This is a genomic window from Bradyrhizobium sp. WBOS08 (assembly GCF_024585125.1).
Taxonomy (GTDB): Bacteria; Pseudomonadota; Alphaproteobacteria; order Rhizobiales; family Xanthobacteraceae; genus Bradyrhizobium; species Bradyrhizobium japonicum_B.
Genome location: NZ_CP028988.1, coordinates 4,401,239 through 4,424,373 on the forward strand (window position 1 = coordinate 4,401,239; position 23,135 = coordinate 4,424,373).

General features: G+C 64.7%; 22 protein-coding genes and 1 pseudogene. 14 read left to right on the forward strand and 9 right to left on the reverse strand.

The genetic code is table 11. The annotated features are described in order from the left end of the window. Positions 1-43 precede the first annotated feature (43 nt). Genes hpaE through DCM80_RS20735 form a run of 3 tightly spaced genes read left to right on the forward strand, consistent with a single transcriptional unit; the run spans position 44 to position 3,479 of the window. Positions 44-1,561 carry a 5-carboxymethyl-2-hydroxymuconate semialdehyde dehydrogenase gene (gene hpaE, locus DCM80_RS20725; RefSeq protein WP_257193417.1) on the forward strand — a complete coding sequence of 506 codons (1,518 nt, stop codon included), beginning with the start codon at positions 44-46 and terminating at the stop codon, positions 1,559-1,561. Between the two features lie 30 nt (positions 1,562-1,591). Next, the gene (gene hpaD / locus DCM80_RS20730; protein ID WP_257193418.1) at positions 1,592-2,572 is read left to right on the forward strand and encodes a 3,4-dihydroxyphenylacetate 2,3-dioxygenase; all 981 of its coding nucleotides are present in this window, start codon (positions 1,592-1,594) and stop codon (positions 2,570-2,572) included. A 37-nt stretch (positions 2,573-2,609) separates the two neighbouring features. Beyond that, entirely contained in the window at positions 2,610-3,479 is an 870-nt protein-coding gene (locus tag DCM80_RS20735) for a fumarylacetoacetate hydrolase family protein (RefSeq protein ID WP_257193419.1), read from the forward strand. 39 nt (positions 3,480-3,518) lie between these two features. Here DCM80_RS20735 and DCM80_RS31305 read toward each other — a convergent pair whose 3' ends face one another. Both DCM80_RS31305 and hppD read right to left on the reverse strand, forming a co-directional pair. Next, a complete protein-coding gene (locus DCM80_RS31305) occupies positions 3,519-3,917 on the reverse strand; it encodes a Rieske (2Fe-2S) protein (RefSeq protein ID WP_373569420.1) in 399 nt (132 codons plus the stop codon). After that, a complete protein-coding gene (hppD, locus tag DCM80_RS20740; RefSeq protein WP_257193420.1) occupies positions 3,911-5,014 on the reverse strand; it encodes a 4-hydroxyphenylpyruvate dioxygenase in 1,104 nt (367 codons plus the stop codon). Before hppD ends, DCM80_RS31305 begins: the two co-directional genes overlap by 7 nt. A gap of 138 nt (positions 5,015-5,152) precedes the next feature. Between hppD and DCM80_RS20745 the strand changes: the two genes are divergently transcribed. The 4 genes from DCM80_RS20745 to DCM80_RS20760 all read left to right on the forward strand — a co-directional run bounded on the left by DCM80_RS20745 (position 5,153) and on the right by DCM80_RS20760 (position 8,280). After that, entirely contained in the window at positions 5,153-5,689 is a 537-nt protein-coding gene (locus tag DCM80_RS20745) for an Lrp/AsnC family transcriptional regulator (RefSeq protein ID WP_257193421.1), read from the forward strand. Between the two features lie 202 nt (positions 5,690-5,891). Further along, positions 5,892-6,206 (forward strand): co-chaperone GroES, encoded by a 315-nt coding sequence (gene groES / locus DCM80_RS20750; RefSeq protein WP_257193422.1) that lies wholly within the window; start codon positions 5,892-5,894, stop codon positions 6,204-6,206. A gap of 33 nt (positions 6,207-6,239) precedes the next feature. After that, positions 6,240-7,859, forward strand: coding sequence for a chaperonin GroEL (gene groL / locus DCM80_RS20755; RefSeq protein WP_257193423.1), 1,620 nt, complete (start codon positions 6,240-6,242; stop codon positions 7,857-7,859). A gap of 88 nt (positions 7,860-7,947) precedes the next feature. Beyond that, a complete protein-coding gene (locus tag DCM80_RS20760; RefSeq protein ID WP_257193424.1) occupies positions 7,948-8,280 on the forward strand; it encodes a hypothetical protein in 333 nt (110 codons plus the stop codon). Between the two features lie 397 nt (positions 8,281-8,677). Here the strand turns inward: DCM80_RS20760 and rpoH are convergent, their stop codons facing one another. The 5 genes from rpoH to DCM80_RS20785 form a co-directional block, all read right to left on the reverse strand. Further along, positions 8,678-9,577, reverse strand: a complete 900-nt coding sequence (gene rpoH / locus DCM80_RS20765) for an RNA polymerase sigma factor RpoH (RefSeq protein ID WP_257193425.1) — start codon at positions 9,575-9,577, stop codon at positions 8,678-8,680. Positions 9,578-10,066: 489 nt separating this feature from the next. Then, on the reverse strand, positions 10,067-10,246 hold the full coding sequence (locus DCM80_RS20770) for a hypothetical protein (protein ID WP_257193426.1): 180 nt from the start codon (positions 10,244-10,246) through the stop codon (positions 10,067-10,069). 32 nt (positions 10,247-10,278) lie between these two features. Beyond that, complete coding sequence (gene ftsH / locus DCM80_RS20775) at positions 10,279-12,120, reverse strand: ATP-dependent zinc metalloprotease FtsH (RefSeq protein ID WP_257193427.1); 1,842 nt, start codon at positions 12,118-12,120, stop codon at positions 10,279-10,281. Positions 12,121-12,310: 190 nt separating this feature from the next. Further along, entirely contained in the window at positions 12,311-12,595 is a 285-nt protein-coding gene (locus tag DCM80_RS20780) for a hypothetical protein (protein WP_257193428.1), read from the reverse strand. A 235-nt stretch (positions 12,596-12,830) separates the two neighbouring features. Beyond that, positions 12,831-13,322, reverse strand: coding sequence for a MarR family winged helix-turn-helix transcriptional regulator (locus tag DCM80_RS20785; protein ID WP_257193429.1), 492 nt, complete (start codon positions 13,320-13,322; stop codon positions 12,831-12,833). Between the two features lie 125 nt (positions 13,323-13,447). Between DCM80_RS20785 and DCM80_RS20790 the strand changes: the two genes are divergently transcribed. The 5 genes and pseudogenes from DCM80_RS20790 to DCM80_RS20810 all read left to right on the forward strand — a co-directional run bounded on the left by DCM80_RS20790 (position 13,448) and on the right by DCM80_RS20810 (position 18,836). Next, positions 13,448-13,990, forward strand: coding sequence for a VOC family protein (locus tag DCM80_RS20790; protein ID WP_057195783.1), 543 nt, complete (start codon positions 13,448-13,450; stop codon positions 13,988-13,990). 28 nt (positions 13,991-14,018) lie between these two features. Beyond that, positions 14,019-15,653, forward strand: a complete 1,635-nt coding sequence (locus DCM80_RS20795; protein WP_257193430.1) for an FAD-dependent oxidoreductase — start codon at positions 14,019-14,021, stop codon at positions 15,651-15,653. Then, on the forward strand, positions 15,650-15,841 hold the full coding sequence (locus tag DCM80_RS20800) for a DUF2783 domain-containing protein (protein ID WP_257193431.1): 192 nt from the start codon (positions 15,650-15,652) through the stop codon (positions 15,839-15,841). The genes DCM80_RS20795 and DCM80_RS20800 overlap by 4 nt, the downstream gene beginning before the upstream one ends. A 253-nt stretch (positions 15,842-16,094) precedes the next feature. Continuing rightward, positions 16,095-16,526: an EF-hand domain-containing protein gene (locus DCM80_RS20805; protein ID WP_373569362.1), complete on the forward strand. Its 432-nt coding sequence runs from the start codon at positions 16,095-16,097 to the stop codon at positions 16,524-16,526. Between the two features lie 29 nt (positions 16,527-16,555). Next, positions 16,556-18,836: pseudogene (locus tag DCM80_RS20810) on the forward strand (heavy metal translocating P-type ATPase). Positions 18,837-18,849: 13 nt separating this feature from the next. Here DCM80_RS20810 and DCM80_RS20815 read toward each other — a convergent pair. Beyond that, a complete protein-coding gene (locus tag DCM80_RS20815) occupies positions 18,850-19,326 on the reverse strand; it encodes a hypothetical protein (RefSeq protein WP_257193433.1) in 477 nt (158 codons plus the stop codon). Between the two features lie 216 nt (positions 19,327-19,542). On the opposite strand from DCM80_RS20815, the gene DCM80_RS20820 reads away from it, so the two are divergent. Then, positions 19,543-20,892 carry a ferric reductase-like transmembrane domain-containing protein gene (locus DCM80_RS20820; RefSeq protein WP_257193434.1) on the forward strand — a complete coding sequence of 450 codons (1,350 nt, stop codon included), beginning with the start codon at positions 19,543-19,545 and terminating at the stop codon, positions 20,890-20,892. An 84-nt stretch (positions 20,893-20,976) separates the two neighbouring features. After that, positions 20,977-22,164: a CaiB/BaiF CoA-transferase family protein gene (locus DCM80_RS20825; RefSeq protein ID WP_257193435.1), complete on the forward strand. Its 1,188-nt coding sequence runs from the start codon at positions 20,977-20,979 to the stop codon at positions 22,162-22,164. A 213-nt stretch (positions 22,165-22,377) separates the two neighbouring features. On the opposite strand, the gene DCM80_RS20830 is transcribed toward DCM80_RS20825, so the two are convergent. Continuing rightward, positions 22,378-23,100 (reverse strand): DUF72 domain-containing protein, encoded by a 723-nt coding sequence (locus DCM80_RS20830; RefSeq protein WP_257193436.1) that lies wholly within the window; start codon positions 23,098-23,100, stop codon positions 22,378-22,380. Positions 23,101-23,135 lie beyond the last annotated feature (35 nt).

Here is a 23,135-nt window from a genome sequence, read left to right on the forward strand (position 1 = left end):
ATGAGCTGCCGTTCGCAACGGCTCGAACGAGGGAGGACCCGTGATGTCCAAGCTTGCGGAAAACATCGCCAGGGCGGAACGCTACCTTGCCCGGTTCGGGCAGCATGGGGTGCTCAACCGCATCGGCGGCGAGGACGTGTCGGCTGCGGACGGCGCGACATTCGAAACGATCTCTCCCGTCGATCTGAAGCCGCTCGCCAAGGTGGCGCACGGCAAGGCCGCGGACATCGATCGGGCGGCGAAGGCCGCGCAGGCGGCCTTTGCGCAATGGGCCGAGACCTCGGGTGAGGCGCGGAAAGCGCTCTTGCACAAGGTCGCCGATGCCATCGTCGCCCGCGCCGAAGAAATCGCCTTCGTCGAATGCATGGATACCGGGCAGTCCCTCAAGTTCATGGCCAAGGCGGCGCTGAGGGGCGCCGAGAATTTCCGCTTCTATGCCGACCGCGCGCCCGAGGCGCGCGACGGCAAGTCGCTTCGGACCGAAGGCCAGGTGAACATGACCACCCGCGTGCCGATCGGTCCGGTGGGCGTCATCACGCCGTGGAATACGCCATTCATGCTGTCGACGTGGAAGATCGCGCCGGCGCTCGCGGCCGGCTGCACCATCGTTCACAAGCCGGCCGAATTCTCGCCGCTGACCGCGCGCCTGCTGGTCGAGATCGCGGAAGAGGCCGGTCTGCCCAAGGGCGTCTGGAATCTCGTCAACGGCCTCGGCGAGGACGCCGGCAAGGCCCTGACCGAGCATCCGCTGGTCAAGGCGATCGGATTCGTCGGGGAAAGCCGCACCGGCTCGATGATCATGAAGCAGGGCGCCGACACCTTGAAGCGTGTTCATTTCGAGCTGGGCGGCAAGAACCCGGTGATCGTATTCGCCGATGCCGACCTCGATCGCGCCGCGGATGCGGCGGTGTTCATGATCTACTCTCTCAACGGCGAGCGCTGCACCTCCTCCTCGCGTCTTCTCGTCGAGGCGAGCATCTATGACAAGTTCACCGCGATGGTCGCGGAGAAGGCCGGTCGGATCAAGGTGGGACATCCGCTCGATCCCGAGACCGTCATCGGTCCGTTGATCCATCCGGTTCACGAGCAGAAGGTCCTCGACTACGTCGAGATCGGCAGGGCGGAGGGCGCGACGATTGCCACCGGCGGCCGCAAGGTCGATGGTCCCGGCGGCGGCTGCTACGTCGCCCCGACGCTCTTCACCGGCGCCAACAACCGAATGCGCATCGCACAGGAGGAAATCTTCGGCCCCGTTCTGACGGCGATTCCGTTCAAGGACGAGGCGGAGGCCCTCACGCTCGCCAACGACGTCCAGTACGGCCTCACCGGCTATCTCTGGACAGCCGACGTCACGCGCGCCTTCCGCTTCACCGACCGGCTGCAAGCCGGAATGATCTGGGTCAATTCAGAGAACGTCCGCCACCTGCCGACGCCCTTTGGCGGGGTGAAGAGCTCCGGCATTGGCCGCGACGGCGGCGATTGGTCGTTCGATTTCTATATGGAGACGAAGAACGTCGCGTTCGCCACCACCGCGCATAAGATCCAAAAACTGGGCGGTTAAGCGGTCCGCAGCAGACCTAAGGAGGATATCATGGCATTGCCTGCGCCCAACCTTTATCCGCCGTTCAACATCGTACGTCTCAGTCATGTCGAGTTTGGCGTGAGCGATCTCGCCAAGTCCCGCGCGTTTTATGTCGACACGCTCGGTCTGCAGGTGACGGACGAAAGTTCCGATGCGATCTATCTTCGGGCGATGGAAGAGCGCGGCCACCATTGCATCGTGCTGAGGAAGTCCGACAAGATCGAGGCCCGCGATCTCGGCTTCAAGGTGTTCGGCGAAGAAGACCTCGACAAGGCAGTCCACTTCTTCAAGAGCAAGGGTTTGCCGGTCGAATGGGTGGAGCGTCCCTATCAGTCGCGCACCTTCCGCACCCGCGATCCGCACGGCATCCCGCTCGAGTTCTATTCGAAGATGGACCGGCTGCCGCCGATTCACCAGAAGTACGCTCTCTACAGGGGCGTGAAGCCGCTCCGCATCGACCACTTCAATTGCTTTTCGCCGAACGTCGATGAATCCGTCGCGTTCTACAACGAGATCGGTTTCCGCGTGACGGAGTACACGGCGGATGAAGAGTCCGGACGGCTATGGGCGGCCTGGACCCACCGCAAGGGCGGCGTTCACGACCTGGCATTCACCAATGGCCGCGGCCCGCGCCTGCACCACACGGCGTTCTGGGTGCCGACCCCGCTCAACATCATCGATCTTCTCGACCTCATGGCGACCACCGGATGGGTCTCCAACATCGAACGTGGTCCGGGCCGCCACGGCATCTCGAATGCCTTCTTCCTCTACATCCTCGATCCGGATGGTCACCGCATCGAAATCTATTGCTCGGATTACCAGACCGTCGATCCCGATCTCGAGCCGATCAAATGGGACCTGAAGGACCCGCAGCGTCAGACGCTGTGGGGGGCGCCCGCGCCGAAATCCTGGTTCGAACATGGCAGCCTCTTCGCCGGAATTGTCCCGCGCGACGCCGACCTCGCGGCCCAGCCGATCATCGCGCCCTGATCGGCTGGAGAAACACAATCAACAAGGAAGGCCGCGCATGTCTCGTCCAAAATTCATCAGCTTCACCCGCAACGGTGCGCCCGGCTACGGCCTGCTCGTGGATCGTGGCGTGGTCGATCTGTCCGGGCGTCACGGCAAGCGCTGGCCCAGCTTGCGTGGAGTGATCGAGGATGGTGCGCTGCTGTCTCTGGCCGAGGAGAGCGCCGTGCGCCCCGCGGATTTTCCGGTCGAAGACATCCGCTATGAGATTCCCGTGCCGGCACCGGAAAAGATCATCTGCGTCGGCGTCAACTTTCCCGATCGCAACGAGGAATACAAGGACGGGCAGGCGGCCCCCTCGAATCCCTCGCTCTTCATCCGCTTCCCGCGCTCGTTCACCGGCCATGAACAGCCTTTGCTGCGTCCCCCGGAGAGCCCGCAGCTCGACTACGAGGGCGAGATCGTCATCGTGATCGGCAAGGGCGGCCGCAGGATTGCGCAGAGCGAAGCGCTCGGGCACATCGCCGCGCTGTCGCTGTGCAACGAAGGCACGATCCGCGATTGGGTAAGGCACGCCAAGTTCAACGTGACACAGGGCAAGAACTTCGATCGGACCGGTTCGATCGGACCCTGGCTCATCCCCTATACCGATGAGAGCCAGCTTGCCGACGTCAAGCTCGAAACGCGGGTCAATGGCGACGTCCGCCAGCAGGACCGCACGAGCCGGATGATCTTCTCCTTCCGCAAGATCATCAACTACATCTCGACGTTCACGACCCTCGCTCCCGGCGATGTCATCGTGACGGGTACGCCGACGGGCGCGGGCGCGCGCTTCGACCCGCCGATCTGGCTGAAGCCCGGCGACGTTGTCGAGGTCGAAGCGGAAGGCATCGGCGTGCTCCGCAACACGGTTGCAGATGAGGTGTGATTTGTTGGCGGGGCCACGCCCGCCGACAATCGCGCTTGATCAGGCCGTCGATGCGGCCTGCACGCGAATGCGGCCCTGATCGTCCACGGCGATCGGAATGGCGTCGAGGGTGCAATTGACGCCAAGTCCTTCGACGCCGACGCCGTCCTGAACGCGGAATCCGGCGCTGTGATTGGTGCACCGGAGAACCGTGCCGTCCGCACTCAGCAAATTGTCACCGCGATGATCCAGCGGCAGGTACTGGTGGGGACACGCATTGACGTAGGCTGCCAGAGTGCCCGCCGACCTGACGATCAGGATCGGAAAATCAGCCGGGCCGGACCGGATCGACTTGCAGCTGCCTTCGCCGATGTCATTGGCGTCGCACAGGATGGTTCCCTCGGTCGGCGCGCCGCGATAGCTCCTCCACGCGTCTTGGATCGCGACCTCCCTCAGGATGCCTTCAGCACGCCGCGCTGAATCTGGTCGGCCTCGATGCTCTCGAACAGGGCCTTGAAGTTGCCCTCGCCAAAACCGTCGTCTCCCTTCCGCTGGATGAACTCGAAGAAGATCGGACCGATCACGGTCTTGGAGAAGATCTGAAGAAGGATGCGCGTCAGCCCGCCATTGACGACGCCCTCGCCGTCGATCAGGATTCCGTGCTTGCGCATGCGATCGAGCGGTTCGGTGTGGCCCTTCACGCGGTCGAATGATTTGTCATAGTAGATCGAGGGCGGGCCCGGCATGAACTCGAGCCCGCGCGCGGCGATGGCGTCGGTCGCCGCATAGATGTCGTCGGTGCCGACGGCGATATGCTGGATGCCTTCGCCCTTGTATTGGCGGAGATATTCTTCGATCTGGCTCTTGTCGTCGGCGCTCTCGTTGATCGGGATTCGAATCTTGCCGCAGGGGGACGTCAGGGCGCGCGAGGTCAAGCCGGTCAGCTTGCCCGAAATGTCGAAGTAGCGGATCTCGCGGAAATTGAACGTCTGGCTGTAGAACTTGTACCAGGTGTCCATGTTGCCGCGCATGACGTTATGGGTGAGGTGATCGAGATAGTAGAAGCCGACGCCTTTCGGGGTCGGATCGACCTCGCCGGTCCAGTCATACTCGGCCGCATAGGGCGAGCCCTTCGCGCCATAGGTCTCGACCAGGTACAGCAGGGATCCGCCGATGCCGACCACGGCCGGCACGTCGAGCGACTTGTCGTTGCCGGTGTATTCCGTTCCGCCGAGCTCGAGGACGCGCTTCAGGGCGTGCTTGGCATCGACGACGCGCCAGGCCATCGCCGGCGCGCAAGGTCCGTGCTCTCCGACGAAGCGCGCCGCATGGGAGTTCGGCTCCCGGTTCAGGACGTAATTGATCTTGCCCTGGCGCCAAAGGGAGATGTCCTTGGTCTTGTGCCGCGCGACCTCCGTGTAGCCCATCTGCGCGAACAGCTTGGCGAGCTGCTGCGGCTCCGGATGGGCGAACTCGACAAACTCGAAGCCATCGGTGCCGGCCGGATTGAGCGCCGAAATCGTGGCGGGCGGGGCATCGTGAGGGAAGGGGCCCAATGTCGCACTCCTGCAAAGCTGTCTGATGCGATGGAAATATACTGCCGGTGGCCTGCACGATCTCCGCAAAATCCGCTCGACAAAGCCGAATGATGCGTGAAACATGCGGATATCTGCACTTTTGCGCAAGGACCACGCATGGATCAGTTCGACGTGAAATTATTGCAGGCGCTTCAGGCCAACGGGCGTCTTTCGAATTTCGAACTGGCCGACATCGTCGGTCTATCGGCATCGCAATGCTCGCGCCGTCGTGCGGCGCTCGAAGATGCCGGCGCGATTGCGAGCTACCACGCTCATCTCGACCGCGAAGTGCTCGGGCTCGGCATCGTCGTCTTCGTGCAGGTGACGCTTGCAACCCACTCGCCGGACAATTCGCGGCGCTTCCTCAAGCTGATCGAGAGTCGGGAGGAAGTGCAGGAGGCCTATGCGCTGACAGGCGAAGCCGATTACCTCATCAAGGTGACGATCACCGACTTGAAGGCACTATCGCGGCTTCTCAACGAGGTGTTCCTGCCGCACGACAGCGTCGCGCATGTCCGCTCGTCCATCGTTCTCGATCGCCTGAAGCAAACCTCGCAATTGCCGCTCGGGCACCTCATGCCGGCCGAGGCGCGTGAAAGTCCCAGGTCCCGGGGCAAAGCTTCGTCTCGGCCTGGACGATCCAGAAAGGGTTGAGCTGGTCGCGGGGTGGCCGAAGCGTCGTGGCCGGAGGTCCGGCCGGCCGCTGCCTCCAGCCATCGTCGGTGCGGCGGGCACGAAAAATTTCCGCCGGCCCCTCTTGAACGCCAATTGTCCCGCTCCTAGGTCGTTTTCCGCCCGGGGGCCGGTTCCGGACCCGGATTTTGGACATCGCTGAACCTACCCAAGGAGGATGTGCATGCATTTCCGCCCGTTGCACGACCGTGTGCTCGTGCGCCGCATCGATGCCGCGCAGAAGACCGCCGGCGGCATCATTATTCCCGACACCGCCAAGGAGAAGCCGCAGCAGGGCGAGATCATCGCCGTGGGGCCGGGCGCGCGTAACGAGCAGGGCCAGCTCGTGCCGCTCGACGTCAAGGCCGGCGACCGGGTGCTGTTCGGAAAGTGGTCGGGCACCGAGGTCAAGATCGAGGGCGAGGAGCTCTTGATCATGAAGGAAAGCGACCTTCTCGGCGTGGTCGAACAGGCCGGCGCGCTGAAGAAGGCGGCGTAACTGACAGTCATCGAACGGAAAGGAGTTTGCAACATGGCTGCCAAGGACGTGAAGTTTGCGACCGAGGCCCGCGAGCGCATGCTGCGGGGCGTCGACACACTGGCGAATGCGGTGAAGGTCACGCTCGGTCCCAAGGGACGCAACGTCGTCATCGAGAAATCGTTCGGCGCGCCGCGCATCACCAAGGATGGCGTCACCGTCGCCAAGGAGATCGAGCTCGAGGACAAGTTCGAGAACATGGGCGCCCAGATGGTGCGCGAGGTCGCTTCGAAGACCAATGATCTCGCCGGAGACGGCACCACCACGGCGACCGTGCTGGCGCAGGCCATCGTCAAGGAAGGTGCCAAGGCGGTGGCCGCCGGCATGAACCCGATGGACCTCAAGCGCGGCATCGACCTCGCCGTGGAGGCCATCGTGACCGATCTCAAGTCCCACGCCAAGAAGGTCACTTCCAACGACGAGATTGCCCAGGTCGGCACCATCTCCGCCAATGGCGATACAGAGATCGGCCGCTTCCTGGCGGAAGCGATGCAGAAGGTCGGCAACGAGGGTGTGATCACGGTCGAAGAAGCCAAGAGCCTGCACACCGAGCTCGAGGTGGTCGAGGGCATGCAGTTCGACCGCGGCTATGTCTCGCCCTATTTCGTCACCAATGCGGAGAAGATGCGGGTCGAGCTCGAGGACCCCTATGTGCTGATCCACGAGAAGAAACTGTCGGGTCTGCAGTCGATGCTGCCGCTGCTCGAACAGGTCGTCCAATCCGGCAAGCCGCTCCTGATCATCGCCGAGGAGGTCGAGGGCGAGGCGCTGGCGACGCTGGTCGTCAACCGTCTGCGCGGCGGCCTGAAGGTGGCCGCGGTCAAGGCGCCCGGCTTTGGCGATCGCCGCAAGGCGATGCTGGAGGACATTGCGATCCTCACCGGCGGCACGGTGATCTCCGAAGACCTCGGCATCAAGCTCGAAAACGTCACAGTGAAAATGCTGGGCCGTGCCAAGAAGGTCGTGATCGACAAGGAGAACACCACGATCGTCGACGGGGCCGGCGCCAAGAAGGACATCGAGGCGCGCAGCCAGCAGATCAGGGCTCAGATCGAGGAGACCACCTCGGATTACGACCGCGAGAAGCTCCAGGAGCGGCTGGCCAAGCTGGCAGGGGGCGTCGCCGTCATCCGGGTCGGCGGCGCGACCGAGGTTGAGGTCAAGGAGCGCAAGGACCGCGTGGACGATGCCCTGCACGCGACGCGGGCTGCCGTCGAGGAAGGCATCCTGCCCGGCGGCGGCGTGGCGCTGCTGCGCGCCCTCAAGGCGCTGGATGGCGTCAAGACCGCCAATGCCGACCAGAAGGCCGGCATCGACATCGTGCGGCGCGCGATTCAGGTGCCCGCCCGGCAGATCGTGCAGAATGCCGGCGAGGATGGTTCCGTCATCGTCGGCAAGCTCCTCGAGAGCGAGACCTACACCTGGGGCTTCAACGCAGCAACGGGCGAGTACCAGGACATGGTCCAGGCTGGTGTGATCGATCCTGCCAAGGTGGTGCGTACCGCCTTGCAGGACGCGGCCTCGGTGGCCTCGCTGCTCATTACGACCGAAGCGCTGGTGGCTGACAAGCCGAAGAAGACGGAAGCGGCAAGCGCTCCGGCGATGGACTTCTGAGACGAACGGGCCCGGCGGTGCCGCCGGGCTCGTTTTCCTGAGCGTTGTCACGATCATTGGATCTGTTTTCGAACGATTGGAGAATGAGATGATCAAGCATCGCACTCTCTCCGCTCGCGCGGAGAACACGCAAATGGCGCGGCACCTCGCGGCCTTGGCCGTTGCCGCCAGCCTCTCTCTCGTGCCCGTTGCGGCCCATGGCGCCGAGAGTCCCGACTCTGGAGCCAATGCAGCAGACACTTTCGAACGGTTGAGGTTGCCGCCGATCCCATACCTGGACACGATGCCGTGGTCGAATTGGGAGCGGGCCAACGCCACTATGAAGGTGGATACGTTGCTGTCGCCGGTTCTTGGGCCATCGGGTATCCGTCTCGACGCTACCCCGCACGATCATGGCCGGCCCCAGCCTGCCATGAGCTGAGGCGTCGGAGCGGCCGCGCGCCGCGCCGCTGTCTGCGGAGGCCGTCGAAAGAACGCGACGGTCATCCGATATGCTCATGCATCATGGCTCCGCAGCGGCTCGCATGCTCGAGCGAAAGGAGGTGACGAGAGATGAGAGGCATCGTTGTTGCCGTCGCCTTGTTGGGAATGGCAAATATACTCCAGGCCAGGGAGACGGACTTTCCACGCGGAGAGATTCGGAGCCCGGCCGCGCCCGCCCGGCAGCTCGCGACCAGCTCCGGTGCGGCCTCACGCACCGACACTGAGAAGCCGCGCCGCATCGAGCGCAAGAGCGCCGACTTTTCGGCCGAGCGCATTGTCCCTGACATCTGCACCGGGTGCTGATCGGCCTTCCGGCCGATCAGCGGTTCTGGTTCTCACCGGGCCACGGTGATGGCCGCAGAGCCCGGATCGGTGAGGCGGGCGCAGACCTTCGCCTTGATCCGTTGCAGCGCGCGCTGCTCGATCTGTCGGATACGCTCGCGCGAGATGCCGAACTGACCGGCAAGGTCCTCCAGCGTCTTGTGCGGCTCGTCCAGATATCGTGCCCTGATGATGCTGTGCTCGCGGGGCGACAGTGCGGCAAGGGCTTCGGCGAGGGCGCTCTTCTCACGTTCACGATCGCTCGCCTCCAGCAGCAGGCTTTCGGGATCGGGGGAGGGATCCACGAGACGATCCTGCCACTCGTCCCCCTCGGTATCGGCGCTGAGCGGCACGTTCAGGGAGATGTCGCCGCGCAGCCGGCCGTCCATCTCGATCACGTCGCCCTCTCTCACGTTGAGGCAGCCCGCGATCTGCTTGAGCTGATCGGTGCGCAAATCGCCATCCTCCGGGACGCCGAGCCTGCTCTTCAGCTTGCGCAGGTTGAAGAACAGCTTCTTCTGCGCAGCGGTGGTGCCGAGCTTGACGAGCGACCAAGATCTAAGGATGTACTCCTGCACGGCCGCCTTGATCCACCAATTCGCATAAGTTGCGAGCCGAAAGCCTTTCTCCGGATCGAACCGCTTGACGGCCAACATCAGCCCGACGTTGGCTTCGGAGATGAGGTCGGCGATGGCGAGCCCATAGCGCCGATGTTGAAGCGCTATTTTCGCCGCCAGCCGCAGGTGGCTGGTTACTAGGCGGTAGGCCGCCTCGGGATCGCCGCAATCACGCAGGCGGCGTGCATATTCGATTTCCTCCGGAGCCTCGAGCAACGGAAATCGATGGATCTCGTTCAGGTAGCGGGACAGCCCGCGTTCGGAATGGATCGCAGGAAGCGACGAGAGCGCTAGCATCGCTCATTGCTCCTCGACACCATTCTTGCGCAGAGCCGCTGCGCCTGCTGCCTGAAGCAACGAGCGCGTCGCGTCTGCAGGCCGCACTGTTTGGGTACAGGTCCTTCTCATGTCCAAATCCTCCAAAGAGCAAGTTGGTCAGAACCACCGATCGCCTGATCCGCTGAGCCCAGCCAGGCACCCAGACGCTCTCAGGCCGGTGGTGCCATTAAGAATTTGACAATGAGCGGAATGTTCCGGTGTGAACGACCGCCGAGGCGGCAGGGTAATCGCATGCCGCGGCGATTTTCACTGAGGTGCGCGCTCAGACCGTCCCTTGAACCGCGGCGTCTTCATTCTACCTTCGTCCATGCAGCCGGCGGTTTGCGTGTGCTCAGCGAGCAGCCGGGGGCGCCCGACGGCACCTATGGTTTGAGGGATGGACAATTATCGTGATCTGGTCAGCGCGGCCCTCGCGCTGTTCTGCGCCGGCGTGATGTTGGTCGCCGGTCACCTCTTCATCGAATGGCGCGCCAGGAATGGGGATCCGGGCATGGGAATGGAGGCGCCCCGCAGCGAAGACTTGCCTTCGCCGATGATCTCGAACGGTTCGCCGTCAAGCCGGAAGATGATCGAACTTCCGGCGGAACTCAGGCGGAAGCGGGCCGTGTAGAGGCTGGTCTCGGGCATGAGGCGTCGAATGCCCGCGCTCGTCTCGACGCTCAGATAGCCCGCAATCCGTCCTTCGGCATTTCCTGGATCAGCGCATCGATATCGCTCTGTTCCAGGGTTTCCTTCTCCAGGAGCTTCTTTGCGGCGCGGTCGAGGATCGGCCGCCGCGTCTTCAGGATGCCCTGGGTGCGCTGGAAGACCTGGTCGACGATGGCCTTCACTTCCTGGTCGACCGCAGCCGCGGTCTGTTCCGCATAGTCGCGCTCGCGACCGGGATAGGGGCGGTCCGCGCCGGCAAGGAAGTTGCCGGGATCACGCTCATAGGCGACACTGCCGAGCTTCTCGGACATGCCGTAACGCGTCACCATGCTGCGCGCGATGTCGGTCACCCGGCGCAGGTCGTCGGCCGCCCCGGTCGACAAATGCCCGAACACGATCAGCTCGGCCGCGCGGCCGCCGAGCAGCACCGCCATCTTGTTCTCCAACTCCTCCTTCGTCATCAGGAAGCGGTCCTCGATCGGCCGCTGGATGGTGTAGCCGAGCGCGCCCACGCCGCGCGGAATGATCGACACCTTGTGCACGGGGTCGGTCCCGGGCAGCGAGAGCGCCACCAAAGCGTGTCCCATCTCGTGATAGGCCACGATCTCGCGCTCTTTGGCATTGAGCAGGCGGTTGCGCTTCTCGAGGCCTGCGACCATGCGCTCGACCGCATTGTTGAAGTCGCTCATGCTCACCGCGTCGGCCCCGCGGCGGGTCGCCAGAAGCGCGGCTTCGTTGACGAGATTGGCAAGGTCCGCGCCGGTAAAGCCGGGCGTCAGGGCTGCGACCGTCTCGGCCTCGACCTGCTCGGCGAGGCGCACCTTCTTCATGTGGACCTTGAGGATCTCGATGCGGCCCTTCTTGTCGGGGCGGTCGACCAGCACCTGCCGGTCGAAGCGGCCGGCGCGGAGCAGGGCGGGATCGAGGATCTCGGGCCTGTTGGTGGCGGCGAGGATGACGAGTCCGGAGCGGGAGTCGAAGCCGTCGAGCTCGACCAGCAGCTGGTTGAGCGTCTGCTCCTTCTCGTCGTGGCCGCCGGCGAAGGCGCCGATGCCGCGGGCGCGGCCAAGCGCGTCGAGCTCGTCGATGAAGATGATGGCCGGCGCCTTTTCGTGCGCCTGCTTGAACAGGTCCCGCACCCGCGCCGCGCCGACGCCGACGAACATCTCGACGAACTCCGAACCGGAGATCGAGAAGAACGGCACTCTGGCTTCGCCCGCGACGGCCTTGGCCAGCAGGGTCTTGCCTGTGCCCGGCGGACCCACCAGCAGCACGCCTTTCGGCATGCGGCCGCCAAGTCGGCCATAATCGGTGGGATTCCTCAGGAAATCGACCACCTCGCGAAGCTCGTCCTTGGCTTCGTCGACGCCTGCGACGTCGGCAAAGGTGACGCCGGTGTTGGACTCGACATAGACCTTGGCCTTGCTTTTGCCGATCGCCATCAGCCCGCCGCCGATGCCGCCGCCTTCCGCCATGCGGCGGCCGATGTACCACCACAGACCGGAGAACAGCAGCACGGGCATGACCCAGGAGAGGAGGTCACGCAGGAACGTGCTCTCGATCTGTCCGGTGAAGCGGACGTTGTGTTTCTCCAACTCCTGCGCGACGTCCTGGTCGACCCGCGTGGTGACGAATTGCTTCTGTCCGCCGGCGAGCGGCTCCTTCAACGTGCCCTGTAGGGTCCGGTCGGAAATGCCGACAGTGTCGACCTTCCCCTGGCGCAGCAATTGCTGATATTCGCTGTAGGGGATCACGGCGATCTGACTGGCCGTGGAGATGAGATGCTGGATCAAGAACACCGCGAAGATTGCGGCAACGGCATATCCGAGATTGAAGCGGACATTCTTGTTCATGCGAGAGCAGATCCGATGTTGTTGCGCTGCCGGGTCGCGTCGAGGCGCATGCAGCGCGCGCGATCAGGGCCCGGGACGCGTCCGGACCTGCGTCGTATCGACAGAACTTTTCCTTCTGTCTTCCGTTCCCGGTGTCCCGCACCAAGGGACACGCGCCGACAAGGCCCGGCCGGAGCCGGGCCTTGTCCCGTCACCAGGCGTACCAATAGGGGTAGGCGGGTGGATAATAGCGCACAGTCCGATAGTACCGGGGTCCATAATAGTACCCCGGCGGCCCGTAGACCGGCGCGTAGTAGACCGGCGGGGCGGTCGCGGCGGCCAATGCTCCCGTGAACAGGCCGAGCGCGACGGCCGGACCGATGCCCGGGCCACCCCAATGATGATGGTGGTGGCCCCGCCAATGAGCCGAAGCCGGCGCAACCGTTCCGATGAGGAGCGTTGCTGCCGCGGCGATTGCAAGAGCAAGCTTTCTCATGTGACTTCCCTCGAATGCGCGCCCGCGAGCGCGGGCTCTTCCATCCTCTGTATGAGTTTCGTTTCGCCGAACACGCGGCCCGGCAACGTCTGAATTAGGATGGGCGGCGACGACTTCAAGTCTGAGGCTGCGTGCCTTTGACGTTTGGTCGCAGTGCGCAAGGCATCATGTCCATCGCGCTTTTCCGCGCAGGATTGCGGCCGGGCGCTGATCATGACGTTGTCCAAAGGACCGGCTAGCTCAACGCTGCCGATAGCTTGTGCATTACCCGGTCGAGCACCTTCACCTCCTCGGCGGTCATCACGCCGAGCAGCTCGGTCTCCCGCGCCAGTGCGAAAGGCACGATCTTGCGATAGAGCGCGCGGCCGGCCGGGGTCAGCGCGACGATCAGCTCGCGCCGATCGTCCGGATGATGCTTGCGGCTCGCGATGCCGCGCGACTGAAGGCCCTGGACGGCGCGGCTGACCTGCATCTTGTCGAGCGTCGTCAGCGGACCGATCTCCTTGGTCGCGATTTCCGCCCGGAGGCCGAGGATCGCAAGCACCCGCCATTCCTGCCGCGTCAGTTCAAAGCGCTCGGAATAGACCTCGGCAACCGCCAGCGACACCTGTTCGGCGAGGCGCGCCAGCCGGTACGGAAAATATTGCTGTAGGTCGAGCTGGCTACCCTCCTGCGCCGTCATGTGCTCGGTCGCCTCCCGGCCGCGCGCCGTCCCCGAACGTCCCATCACACCATGTCCGCGCCGCAGCTCCACCCGCCGGATTCTTCCGAGCCGGTTGATCCAGATCAAATCCAAAAAATAGTAACATCTGATACCAATTTCGCAACGGCAAATCCAGGGAGCGAGACATCATGAAAATCGAGAAGATCCATCACGTCGCCTATCGCTGCGTCGACGCCAAGGCCACCGTCGAGTTCTACAAGAAGGTCATGAACATGGATCTTCTCGGCGCCATTGCCGAGGACCGGGTGCCGTCGACCAAGGCGCCGGATCCCTACATGCACATCTTCCTCGATGCCGGGAACGGCAACATCCTCGCCTTCTTCGAGCTGCCGAACTCGCCGCCGATGGGCCGCGATCCCAATACGCCGGACTGGACCCAGCACATCGCCTTCCAGGTCAAGGATCTCGCCGAGCTCGAGGAGGCCAAGGCGCGCGCGGAGGCCGCCGGCCTCGACGTCGTCGGCGTCACCGACCACACCATCTTCAAGTCGATCTATTTCCGCGATCCCAGCGGTCATCGCCTGGAGATCGCGGCCTGGACCGCGACGCCCGAGCAGATCGACCGCATGAAGTCGGTCGCCCACGAGATGGTCGAGGAATGGTCGCGCACCAAGCGTCCACCGCGCCACACCGCCTGGATGCATGAGAAGGAATTCGCGGACGCGCATTGATCCCGGGCCCGTGCATCAGGAAGCGAACATGAGCTACATCTATCCGAAGTTCGGCTATCGCCGGTCCCAGGAGCAGGCCGAGGGACTCGTGAAGCGGCATCCGATCGTGGTGATCGGCGCAGGTCCCATCGGCCTGACCGCGGCGCTCGATTGCGCGGCACGCGGTCAGCCGATCGTGGTGCTCGACGACAACGATACCGTCTCGATCGGCTCGCGCGCGGTCTGCTACGCCAAGCGGCCGCTCGAGATATGGGACCGCCTCGGTTGCGCGGCGCCGATGGTCGAGCGCGGCGTCAGCTGGAATGTCGGGAAGGTGTTCTTCCGGGACGAGCTGTCCTACCAGTTCAATCTGCTGCCCGAGGCCGACCACCAATGGCCGGCCATGATCAACCTGCAGCAATATCATCTGGAGGAGATGCTGGTCGCCCAATGCAGGGCCAATCCGCTGATCGAGCTGCGCTGGAAGCACCGCCTCATCAGCCTCAAGCAGGCCGCCGACCACGCGACCCTGGCGGTGGAAACGCCCGACGGCATCTTCACCATGGAGGCGCAATGGGTGATCGCTTGTGACGGCGCCAATTCCGACGTGCGCAAGATGGTGGGCGCCGAGTTCACCGGGCAGTTCTTCCAGGACCGCTTCCTGATCGCCGACGTCGCCATGAAGGCGGATTTTCCGACCGAGCGCTGGTTCTGGTTCGACCCGCCGTTCCACCCCGGCCAGTCCGTGCTGCTGCACCGGCAGGCCGACAACATCTGGCGCATCGACTTCCAGCTCGGCTGGGAGGCCAATCCCGATGAGGAAAAGCGGCCCGAGCGGGTGATCCCGCGCATTCGCGCCATGCTCGGCGAGGACGCCGAGTTCACGCTCGAATGGGTCTCGATCTATCAGTTCGCCTGCCGGCGCATCGACAATTTCCGGCAAGGCAGGGTGCTGTTCGCCGGCGATGCCGCGCATCAGGTCTCCCCGTTCGGCGCGCGCGGCGCCAACACCGGCGTGCAGGACATTGACAATCTCGCCTGGAAGCTCGCGATGGTGCTGCGCGGCGAAGCCTCGGAAGCGCTGCTCGACAGCTATCACGAGGAGCGGGCCTATGCCGCGGACGACAACATCCTGAACTCGACGCGGGCCACCGACTTCATCACCCCGAAGACCAAACCGAGCCGCTATTTCCGTGACGCGGTGCTGGAGCTCGCCCGGCATCACGGCTTTGCCCGGCCGCTTGTGAACAGTGGCCGGCTCTCGACCCCGACCCCCTATTTGACGTCGGCGCTCAACACGCCGGACCAGGACGCGGTGCCGGGAGGCATGCGGCCCGGCACGAATGCGGCGGATGCGCCGATCGCGGTGGACGGCAAGCCGGGTTGGTTCCTGCATTGTCTCGGCGACGGCTTCACGGTCGTGGCCTTCGGCGAGGTGAGCGACAAGACCGAGATCGCGGTCGGGCCGTTCACGGCGAAGCTCATTCTCGTGGGCCGCGACATCGAGGATCCCACAGGTGTTCTTGCGGAGCGTTACGGCGCTGCGCCCGGGACCACCTATCTGTTCCGCCCCGATCAATATGTCGCCGCGCGCTGGAGCGGATTCGACGAGGCCAGGATCACACAGGCGGTGCTGCGCGCCGCCGGCCACGACACCGCCGACCGGACGGAGCTTGCGGCATGATGCTCAATTTGTCGCCGAACATCGCTGATCCCGACGATTTCTATGCCGAGTTGATCAACAGCCAGCGCGACCTCGACGAGGAGCAGGCGCTGCGCATGAACGTCCGGCTGATCCTGCTGCTCGCCAATCACATCGGCGACCGCAAGGTGCTGACCGAGGCGATCGGCTGCGCCCGCAGGGATGGCTAGCTCGCGGAGACACCGGCCGCATCGACGCAAGAGGTCGTACGAAGCCGCCGGCAGCGCCGGGTTCCGGTCGTGCGATCTCGCCGGCCGGATTCGGCGCCAAGGTCATTTCACGTCGAAAAGCCACGGGCGCAAGCTGGAGCACCAGCCTCCTTCTTGATCTGGCTCAAGATGAACTCGGCGAAGTTCGACATCCTCCCAGGTTCACACCAAGGGTCGGAGGACGTCCATGATAGGCCGAACCGTTGCTGCAGGATTGCTGTTCGCCATCCTGGGCCAGCCAGCTCTGGCGCAATCGCCGGCGGACCATCAGAGCCATCAATCAGGACAGGACCAGGCGCCAGCGTCGCCGCAGTCGGGCTCTCCTGCAAGCCCATCCTCCGCCGAGCGGCAAAGCTCGACGCGCGGTGGAGACATGATGGGAATGATGAAGCGCGGCATGATGGGACAAGGCATGAAGGGGCATGGCACGGCAGGCGGTGACGCCGCGGAGCCGCCGGTCGTCTTCCGCGTCATCTTCGCGCTGATGGATGCCGACGGCGACGGAAACATCGCCTTGCCGGAGTTTCAGGTCGCTCACGAGCGAATTTTCAAGGCAATGGATCGCGACAAGGACGGCAAGCTCACGCTTGAGGAGATGATGACGTTCATGCACAGGAGCAAGAGCGCCGTCGCGCCACAGCATTGAGCCGAACCGAAGGGCGGGCGCGCCAGGCCATGTCGTTTGATCGGGTGCTGCGATGGGTTCTGGTTGCGATCGCCATCGCGGGGTTGACTGCCGGAATTGTCGCGCGAACCATCGGCCGGCCTGATCTAGCCGATGTCGCCTGGGCGCTCGGCACGGCGCCCGTGATCGCGGGGTTGGCGGTCTCGATCGTCCAGGATCTGCTGCGAGGCCGCCTCGGCGTGGACGCGATCGCGCTGCTGTCGATGAGTGCGGCGCTGGCGCTCGGACAGCCGCTCGCAGGCGCCGTGGTCGCGCTGATGTATTCCGGCGGCAACGTGCTGGAGGAGATCGCGGTCGCACGGGCCGAGCATGATCTCAGGTCCCTGGTCGATCGGGCGCCGCGTCAGGTCCATCGCAAGTCCGGCGAGCGGATCGAGGATGTTCCGGTCGACGACGTGGCGGTCGGCGAGGAGCTGCTGGTCAAGGCCGGCGAGATCGTGCCGGTCGACGGGGTCGTTGCGTCGGCCTTCGCAGCGATCGACGAGTCCGCCGTTACCGGCGAGCCGATTCCGGCGGAGAAGACGCGCGGAAGCGCCGTTCTTTCCGGTTCTCTGAATGCGGGTGAGACCTTCCAGCTGACCGTGACCGCGCCGGCCAGCGAGAGCACCTACGCGGGCATCGTGCGCATGGTGACTGCGGCGCAAACGGCAAGGGCGCCCTTTGTGCGGCTGGCCGATCAATGTGCGCTGATCTTTCTGCCGGTAACGCTCGTCGTCGCCTTCGTGGCATGGCGCATCTCCGGTGACGTGACCCGCAGTCTTGCCGTGCTGGTGGCGGCGACGCCTTGCCCCCTGATCCTGGCCCGTCGCCTTCATCGCCGGGGTGGCGCGAGCGGCCCGCCGCGGTATCCTGGTCAAGGGCGGAAGGGCGCTGGAGGCGCTCGCCCGTGCGCACACGGTGCTGTTCGACAAGACCGGGACCCTGACCGTGGGTGGGGCGCGGCTGCTGTCCGTGGAGGTTGCGCCGGGCGAGGATCCGGCTGAGGTGCTCGCGCTCGGGGCCTCGCTCGAACAGGCTTCGCATCACGTGCTGGCGAAGGCGGTTGTCGCCGCGGCCCTCGCCCAAGGGCTCGAGCTGAAGCCGCCGGAGCACGTCAAGGAGACCATGGGGTCCGGCCTCAGCGGCCAGATCGATGGACGGCATGTGGCGGCGGGCTCGCGGGAGATGCTTCTCTCCCGTGCCGAGCTCTCGCCATGGGAGTCGCGGGCGATTCGTCGTGCCTCGTGGCGCTCGGCGCTGATCGTGTTTGTCGCGGTGGACGGCCGCCTCGTCGGCGCGTTGCTGCTTGCGGACGAACTGCGTGCCGATACGCCGCGGGCGATCAGGCTGCTGCGCGATGCCGGCATCGCGCGCATGGTGATGGTCACCGGTGATCGCGCCGCCGCGGCGCAGGCCATCGGGGCGGCGCTCGATCTCGACGCCGTGCTGGCCGATCGCGTTCCCGCGGACAAGGTCGAAGCGGTGCGGAGCGAGCAGCGGCTGCATCCGACCATCATGGTCGGCGACGGCATCAATGACGCCCCCGCGCTGGCCGCGGCCGACACCGGGGTCGCGCTCGGCGCGCGCGGGGCCAGCGCCTCCTCGGAGGCGGCGGATGTGGTGATTCTGACGGACCGGCTGGATCGGGTCGGCGAAGCGATCATCATCGCGCAGCGTGCGCGGCGCATTGCCCTGCAAAGCATCTTCGTCGGGATGGGATTGTCGTTGGTGGCAATGGCCGCCGCGAGCCTCGGCTGGTTAGCTCCCGTGCCCGCCGCGATCGTTCAGGAGGTGATCGATGTCGCCGTCATTCTGAACGCGCTGCGAGCGCTCAATCCACCCCTGGTCAGGGGTGGACCGCGTCTCACGGCGGAGCAGGGGCTGACGTTGCATCACGATCATCAGGCCCTGCTGAGGGATCTCGACCGCTTGCGCCACATCGTCGATGCGCTGGACGATGCGGTGCCCGAAGCTGCCGCCGCCCTGATTGATGAAGCCCACCGGCTGGTGCAGGGCAGCGTCGTGCTGCACGAACGCGAGGACGAAGACAGCGTCTATCCGAAGCTGACGGAGGTGCTGCGCGACCGCCACGGACTCGCTGCCATGAGCCGTGCGCATCGCGAGATCTTGCATCTGGCGCGGCTGCTCGCCCGGATCGCGGAGGATCTGCCGTCGGAGAAGGTCGACCGCTACCTCATTCGAGACGCCCAGCGCGTGATCGAGGCGATCGAAACGCTGGTGCGCATGCACACGGCCCAGGAGGAGGATATCTACGAGGCCGTGGCGGCATAGGCGGCAGTCGACCTCAGTGTTCCAGCGGTCGCCAGCCGGCGTGGTCGAAATACCGGCCGTATTGAGCGAGCGCCCGCACGATCTTCACGGCTCCCTGATCGCGGCCGGTGCCGCTCTTCATCTTGGCTGCACCGTCGATGATCTGCTCGAGAACGAGATGGAGCTGCTGATCTGCCTGCTCGGGCAGCTTGCAGTTTGCCACGACGTCATCGACTTGCGCCTGGATTCGCGCGGCCAGAGCCTCATATTGCGCAGGCGTAAACACGTTGCCGTGAATGGGCGCCAGGGATTGCCTCATCGCGAGGCCGATGTCGTTCATGCCGCGGCGCAGGACATCGTCGGTCGGCCACTTCTTGCCGTGGTCGAGCTGCGGCCGGGCGGTCGCGGTTGGTCCTTCGAGCGCGTGTGGCCCGGCGGCGAGGGCAGGCTGTCCGAGAGCAAGACACAGTGCGAGGGCGGTCAGCGCGAACGATTTGGTCGGGTTCATCATGGATTTCCTCCGGAGAGCTTCTTGCATCCAGATGGGGATTCGCGACGGGCGGCAGTTTGTGCTGGAGCAAAGTCGCGAGCTGAACGAGCTGCGGCCCCACGACGCAGGATGCGCCGGGAGCCAGGCGCCAGATCGTCGTCGGCCAATGCAGCGAGCTTTGAGTCAGCTCAATGCAACGCAGCGCGATTGGCTCAAGCTGGGCACTCGTGAGGAGACATGCAGAAGCTCAAGCGCGCATTTTGGGGCACTCTGGTGGGGCTCGTCCTGCTGTGGCTCGTTGCCGAGCCCCAGCCATTTGGCCCGGGCCGCTTCTTCTCGCTGCGCGAGAGGATGGTCCAGTTGAGTGGCGTCCTTGCCATCGGTTGCATGAGCATGGCGATGATTCTCGCGCTGCGGCCGCGTTGGCCGGAGCCGTGGCTCGGCGGTCTCGACAAGATGTACCGCTTGCACAAATGGTTCGGGATCGCGGCCCTCGTGACGGCGGTTGTCCATTGGCTCTGGGCCAATGGTCCGAAATGGGCGGTCGGTTGGGGGTTGCTGACCCGACCGCAGCGTGGACCAAGGCCCGCCATCGACAATCCCATCGAGGCTTTTTCCAACGGCCTGCATGGAGCGGCGGAGGGGCTGGGCGAATGGGCCTTCTACGGCACCGTAGTGCTGATTGCTTTGGCGCTCATCCAAATGTTTCCCTATCGGCTCTTCTACAAGACGCATCGGCTCCTCGCCGTCGCATATCTGGTCCTGGTCTTTCATGCGGTCACGTTGATCAAGTTCAGCTACTGGATGTCGCCGCTCGGCTGGATCGTCGCGGCGCTGCTTGCCGTCGGAACATGGGCGGCGATCGTTGCGCTGTTGCGACGTATTGGCGCCCAACGCCAGGTCCAGGGCAGGATCACCTCGCTCAAATATTATCCCGGGGTCAGGACCATCGAGACCGAAATCGAGGTGCCCCATGGCTGGCCGGGGCATAGGCCGGGCCAGTTCGCATTTGCCACGTCCGACGTCTCCGAAGGCGCACATCCCTACACGATCGCCTCCGGCTGGAACGCTGCAGACCCCAGGATCATCTTCATCACCAAGGAACTTGGCGACCACACCAGCCGGCTGCGGGACAAGCTCCGTGTCGGGCAGGAGGTGAAGGTGGAAGGGCCCTATGGCTGCTTCACCTTCGACGACGATTGCTCGCATCAGATCTGGATCGGCGGCGGTATCGGCATCACACCCTTCGTTGCCCGCATGAAACAGGCGGCCATGAAGGATGTTCCCGGTTGCGCCGTCGCGCAGGCGGTCGACCTCTTTCACACCACCGCCGATGTGGATGAGGAAGCGCTTGGCAAGCTTGCCGCAGATGCACGCTCGGCGAATGTTCGTCTCCACGTTCTCATCGACGCCCGTGATGGCCGCTTGACCGGCGACCGCATTCGCGAAGCCGTCCCGCAATGGCGCGAGGCGAGCATCTGGTTTTGCGGTCCGACGGCTTTCGGGGAGGCGCTCAGGCGAGACTTCCGTGCGCACGGATTTCCTGTCGAACTGCGGTTTCATCAGGAGCTGTTCGCGATGCGATGACGAAAGCCGCATGTGCATTCCGCTTCCCAGCTTGCCCCGGCAGCCTTTCCCTGTAATCTGCAACAAACAACAGGGAAGGGATCGATGGGAGGAGTCTTGGAGGGCGTGCGTGTGCTCGATTTCGGGCGCTATATCGCCGGGCCCTATTGCGCGACGCTGTTGGCCGAATTCGGCGCCGAGGTCATTCGCGTCGAGAAGCGCGACGGCAGCGAGGATCGCTTCGTGGCGCCGGTCGGCGAAAACGGCGAAGGCGCGCTGTTTCTCCAGGTCAACCGCAACAAGAAGTGCGTCACGCTCGATCCGATGAAGCCGGAAGGGCAGGAGGTGATGCGCCGCCTGGTGGCGACCGCAGACGTCGTCGTCGCCAATCTGCCGCCGCAGACCTTGCGCGCGATGAAGCTGGACTACGAGTCCCTGAAGGCGATCAAGCCCGACATCATCCTGACCACGGCGACCGCGTTCGGCGGACCCGGCCCCTGGTCCGACCGCGTCGGCTTCGACGGTGTCGGGCAGGTGATGTCCGGATCGGTGTACATGACGGGCGCAGGTGATCCGCCGTACCGCGCCGCGGTGAACTGGGTCGATTTCGGCACCGCGCTGCATTGCGCGTTCGGCACGCTCGCCGCCCTGATCGAGCGCGGCAAGTCCGGGCGCGGACAAATCGTGGAGGGCGCGCTGCTCGCAACCGCTTTGTCCTTCACCAATGCGACGCTGATCGAGCAGGCGCTGATCAACGTCAATCGCGTTCCGACCGGCAATCTCGGCCAGACCGCGGCGCCCGCCGACATCTACCGCACCAGGGACGGCTGGGTGCTGTGCCAGGTCACGGGCCATCCGCTGTTCAAGCGCTGGGCGCGGTTGATGGGCGAGGAGGACGTATGGCTGAACGATCCGCGCTTTGCCGACGATATCAGCCGCGGCAACAACGGCCGCATCATCAGCGAGCGGATGGCGCGCTGGTGCGCCGAGCGCACCACGCAGGAGGCCGTCGATACGCTGGGCCAGGCCATGATTCCGACCGGCCCCGTGCTCTCGCCGCAACAGGCGCTGGATCATCCGCACATCCGTGCCGCCGGCTTCATGCAGGACGTCGACTATCCCGGCCTGCCGAGCCCGGCCCCGGTGACACGGGCCGCGGTCCGGCTGTCGGAGACGCCGGGCGAAATCGCAAGCCGCCCGCCGACGCTCGGCGAGCACACCGATCTTGTCCTCAAAGAGCTCGGCTATGACGCCGCGGAAATCGCGGCGCTTCGGCAGGGCGGCATCATATAACGGGATATCGTTCGGTTCGGCAGTGCTGCTTCACCTCTCCCCGACGGGGAGGGGTCGGATTGCTATGACGCGCAATTGCGCGGCGTAGCAATCCGGGTGAGGGGGCGCGGCACTCAGGGACACCTTGACCCCTCACCCGGATCGCATCTTCGATGCGCTCCGACCTCTCCCTTCGGGAGAGGTGAACCGAGCCCTGGCGCAGGCACTGGGGCGTCACAGCATCTGCTTCAGCGCCAATGCGTCGGAGGGGGCGGCGCTCTTCTGGTCATTGTCGAAATAGACATAGACGTCGCAGCCCTGCCGCTTCCAGGACTTGATGCGCTTGGCCCATTGCGCCAGCGCGGCCTTAGTATAGTGGCCGTGATAGCGCCCGCTCGGCCCATGCCCGCGCGCGTAGACGAAATCAGCCGTGCGCTTCCACGGCGCCGGCGCGTCGTGATGGTCGGACAGGCAGAGCGAGATGTTCTCGTCCGCCAGCATGCGCAGGATGCGCGGCTGATACCAGCTCGGATGCCGGAATTCGAAGCTGTAACGCCGCTTCCGCGACAGCAGCTTGAAGAAGCAGGCAAGGCGATCGGGGTTCGCCTCGAATTGCGGCGGCAGCTGGAACAGGATCGGGCCGGCCTTGCCGCCGAGCCTGGAAATGCGGTCCTCCAGCAGCTCGAGGCTGTTGACGGAGCGTTCCGACAGGCGCTTCCAATGCGTGATGAATTTCGAGGCCTTCCAGGCGAAGACGAAATCCCGCCCGGTCTGCTCGCGCCATCCCTTCACCGCTTCGGGCGTCGGCGTGCGGTAGAACACGCCGTTCAGCTCCGTGGTGTCGAACTGTCCGGCGTAGTAGCTGAGCTGCTGCTTCAGCGTCACGCCCTCCGGAAAGAACGGGCCGCGCCAGGAATCGTAATGCCAGCCCGAAGTTCCGATCAGAACGCGCGCCATCGATCTGCCATCCGTTGAGCGCGGCGGGAGGCCGC

Bases quoted from the DNA above. Each gene is read 5' to 3' on its own strand.
- groL (WP_257193423.1), top strand. From the start codon at position 6,240: ATGGCTGCCAAGGACGTGAAGTTTGCGACCGAGGCCCGCGAGCGCATG.
- DCM80_RS20795 (WP_257193430.1), top strand. From the start codon at position 14,019: ATGAGCTACATCTATCCGAAGTTCGGCTATCGCCGGTCCCAGGAGCAG.
- DCM80_RS20785 (WP_257193429.1), bottom strand. From the start codon at position 13,322: ATGGGACGTTCGGGGACGGCGCGCGGCCGGGAGGCGACCGAGCACATG.
- DCM80_RS20760 (WP_257193424.1), top strand. From the start codon at position 7,948: ATGATCAAGCATCGCACTCTCTCCGCTCGCGCGGAGAACACGCAAATG.
- DCM80_RS20745 (WP_257193421.1), top strand. From the start codon at position 5,153: ATGGATCAGTTCGACGTGAAATTATTGCAGGCGCTTCAGGCCAACGGG.
- groES (WP_257193422.1), top strand. From the start codon at position 5,892: ATGCATTTCCGCCCGTTGCACGACCGTGTGCTCGTGCGCCGCATCGAT.
- rpoH (WP_257193425.1), bottom strand. From the start codon at position 9,577: ATGCTAGCGCTCTCGTCGCTTCCTGCGATCCATTCCGAACGCGGGCTG.
- DCM80_RS20825 (WP_257193435.1), top strand. From the start codon at position 20,977: ATGGGAGGAGTCTTGGAGGGCGTGCGTGTGCTCGATTTCGGGCGCTAT.
- ftsH (WP_257193427.1), bottom strand. From the start codon at position 12,120: ATGAACAAGAATGTCCGCTTCAATCTCGGATATGCCGTTGCCGCAATC.
- DCM80_RS20780 (WP_257193428.1), bottom strand. From the start codon at position 12,595: ATGAGAAAGCTTGCTCTTGCAATCGCCGCGGCAGCAACGCTCCTCATC.
- hpaD (WP_257193418.1), top strand. From the start codon at position 1,592: ATGGCATTGCCTGCGCCCAACCTTTATCCGCCGTTCAACATCGTACGT.
- DCM80_RS20770 (WP_257193426.1), bottom strand. From the start codon at position 10,246: ATGCCCGAGACCAGCCTCTACACGGCCCGCTTCCGCCTGAGTTCCGCC.
- DCM80_RS20830 (WP_257193436.1), bottom strand. From the start codon at position 23,100: ATGGCGCGCGTTCTGATCGGAACTTCGGGCTGGCATTACGATTCCTGG.
- DCM80_RS20790 (WP_057195783.1), top strand. From the start codon at position 13,448: ATGAAAATCGAGAAGATCCATCACGTCGCCTATCGCTGCGTCGACGCC.
- hpaE (WP_257193417.1), top strand. From the start codon at position 44: ATGTCCAAGCTTGCGGAAAACATCGCCAGGGCGGAACGCTACCTTGCC.
- DCM80_RS20735 (WP_257193419.1), top strand. From the start codon at position 2,610: ATGTCTCGTCCAAAATTCATCAGCTTCACCCGCAACGGTGCGCCCGGC.
- DCM80_RS20800 (WP_257193431.1), top strand. From the start codon at position 15,650: ATGATGCTCAATTTGTCGCCGAACATCGCTGATCCCGACGATTTCTAT.
- DCM80_RS20815 (WP_257193433.1), bottom strand. From the start codon at position 19,326: ATGATGAACCCGACCAAATCGTTCGCGCTGACCGCCCTCGCACTGTGT.
- DCM80_RS20820 (WP_257193434.1), top strand. From the start codon at position 19,543: ATGCAGAAGCTCAAGCGCGCATTTTGGGGCACTCTGGTGGGGCTCGTC.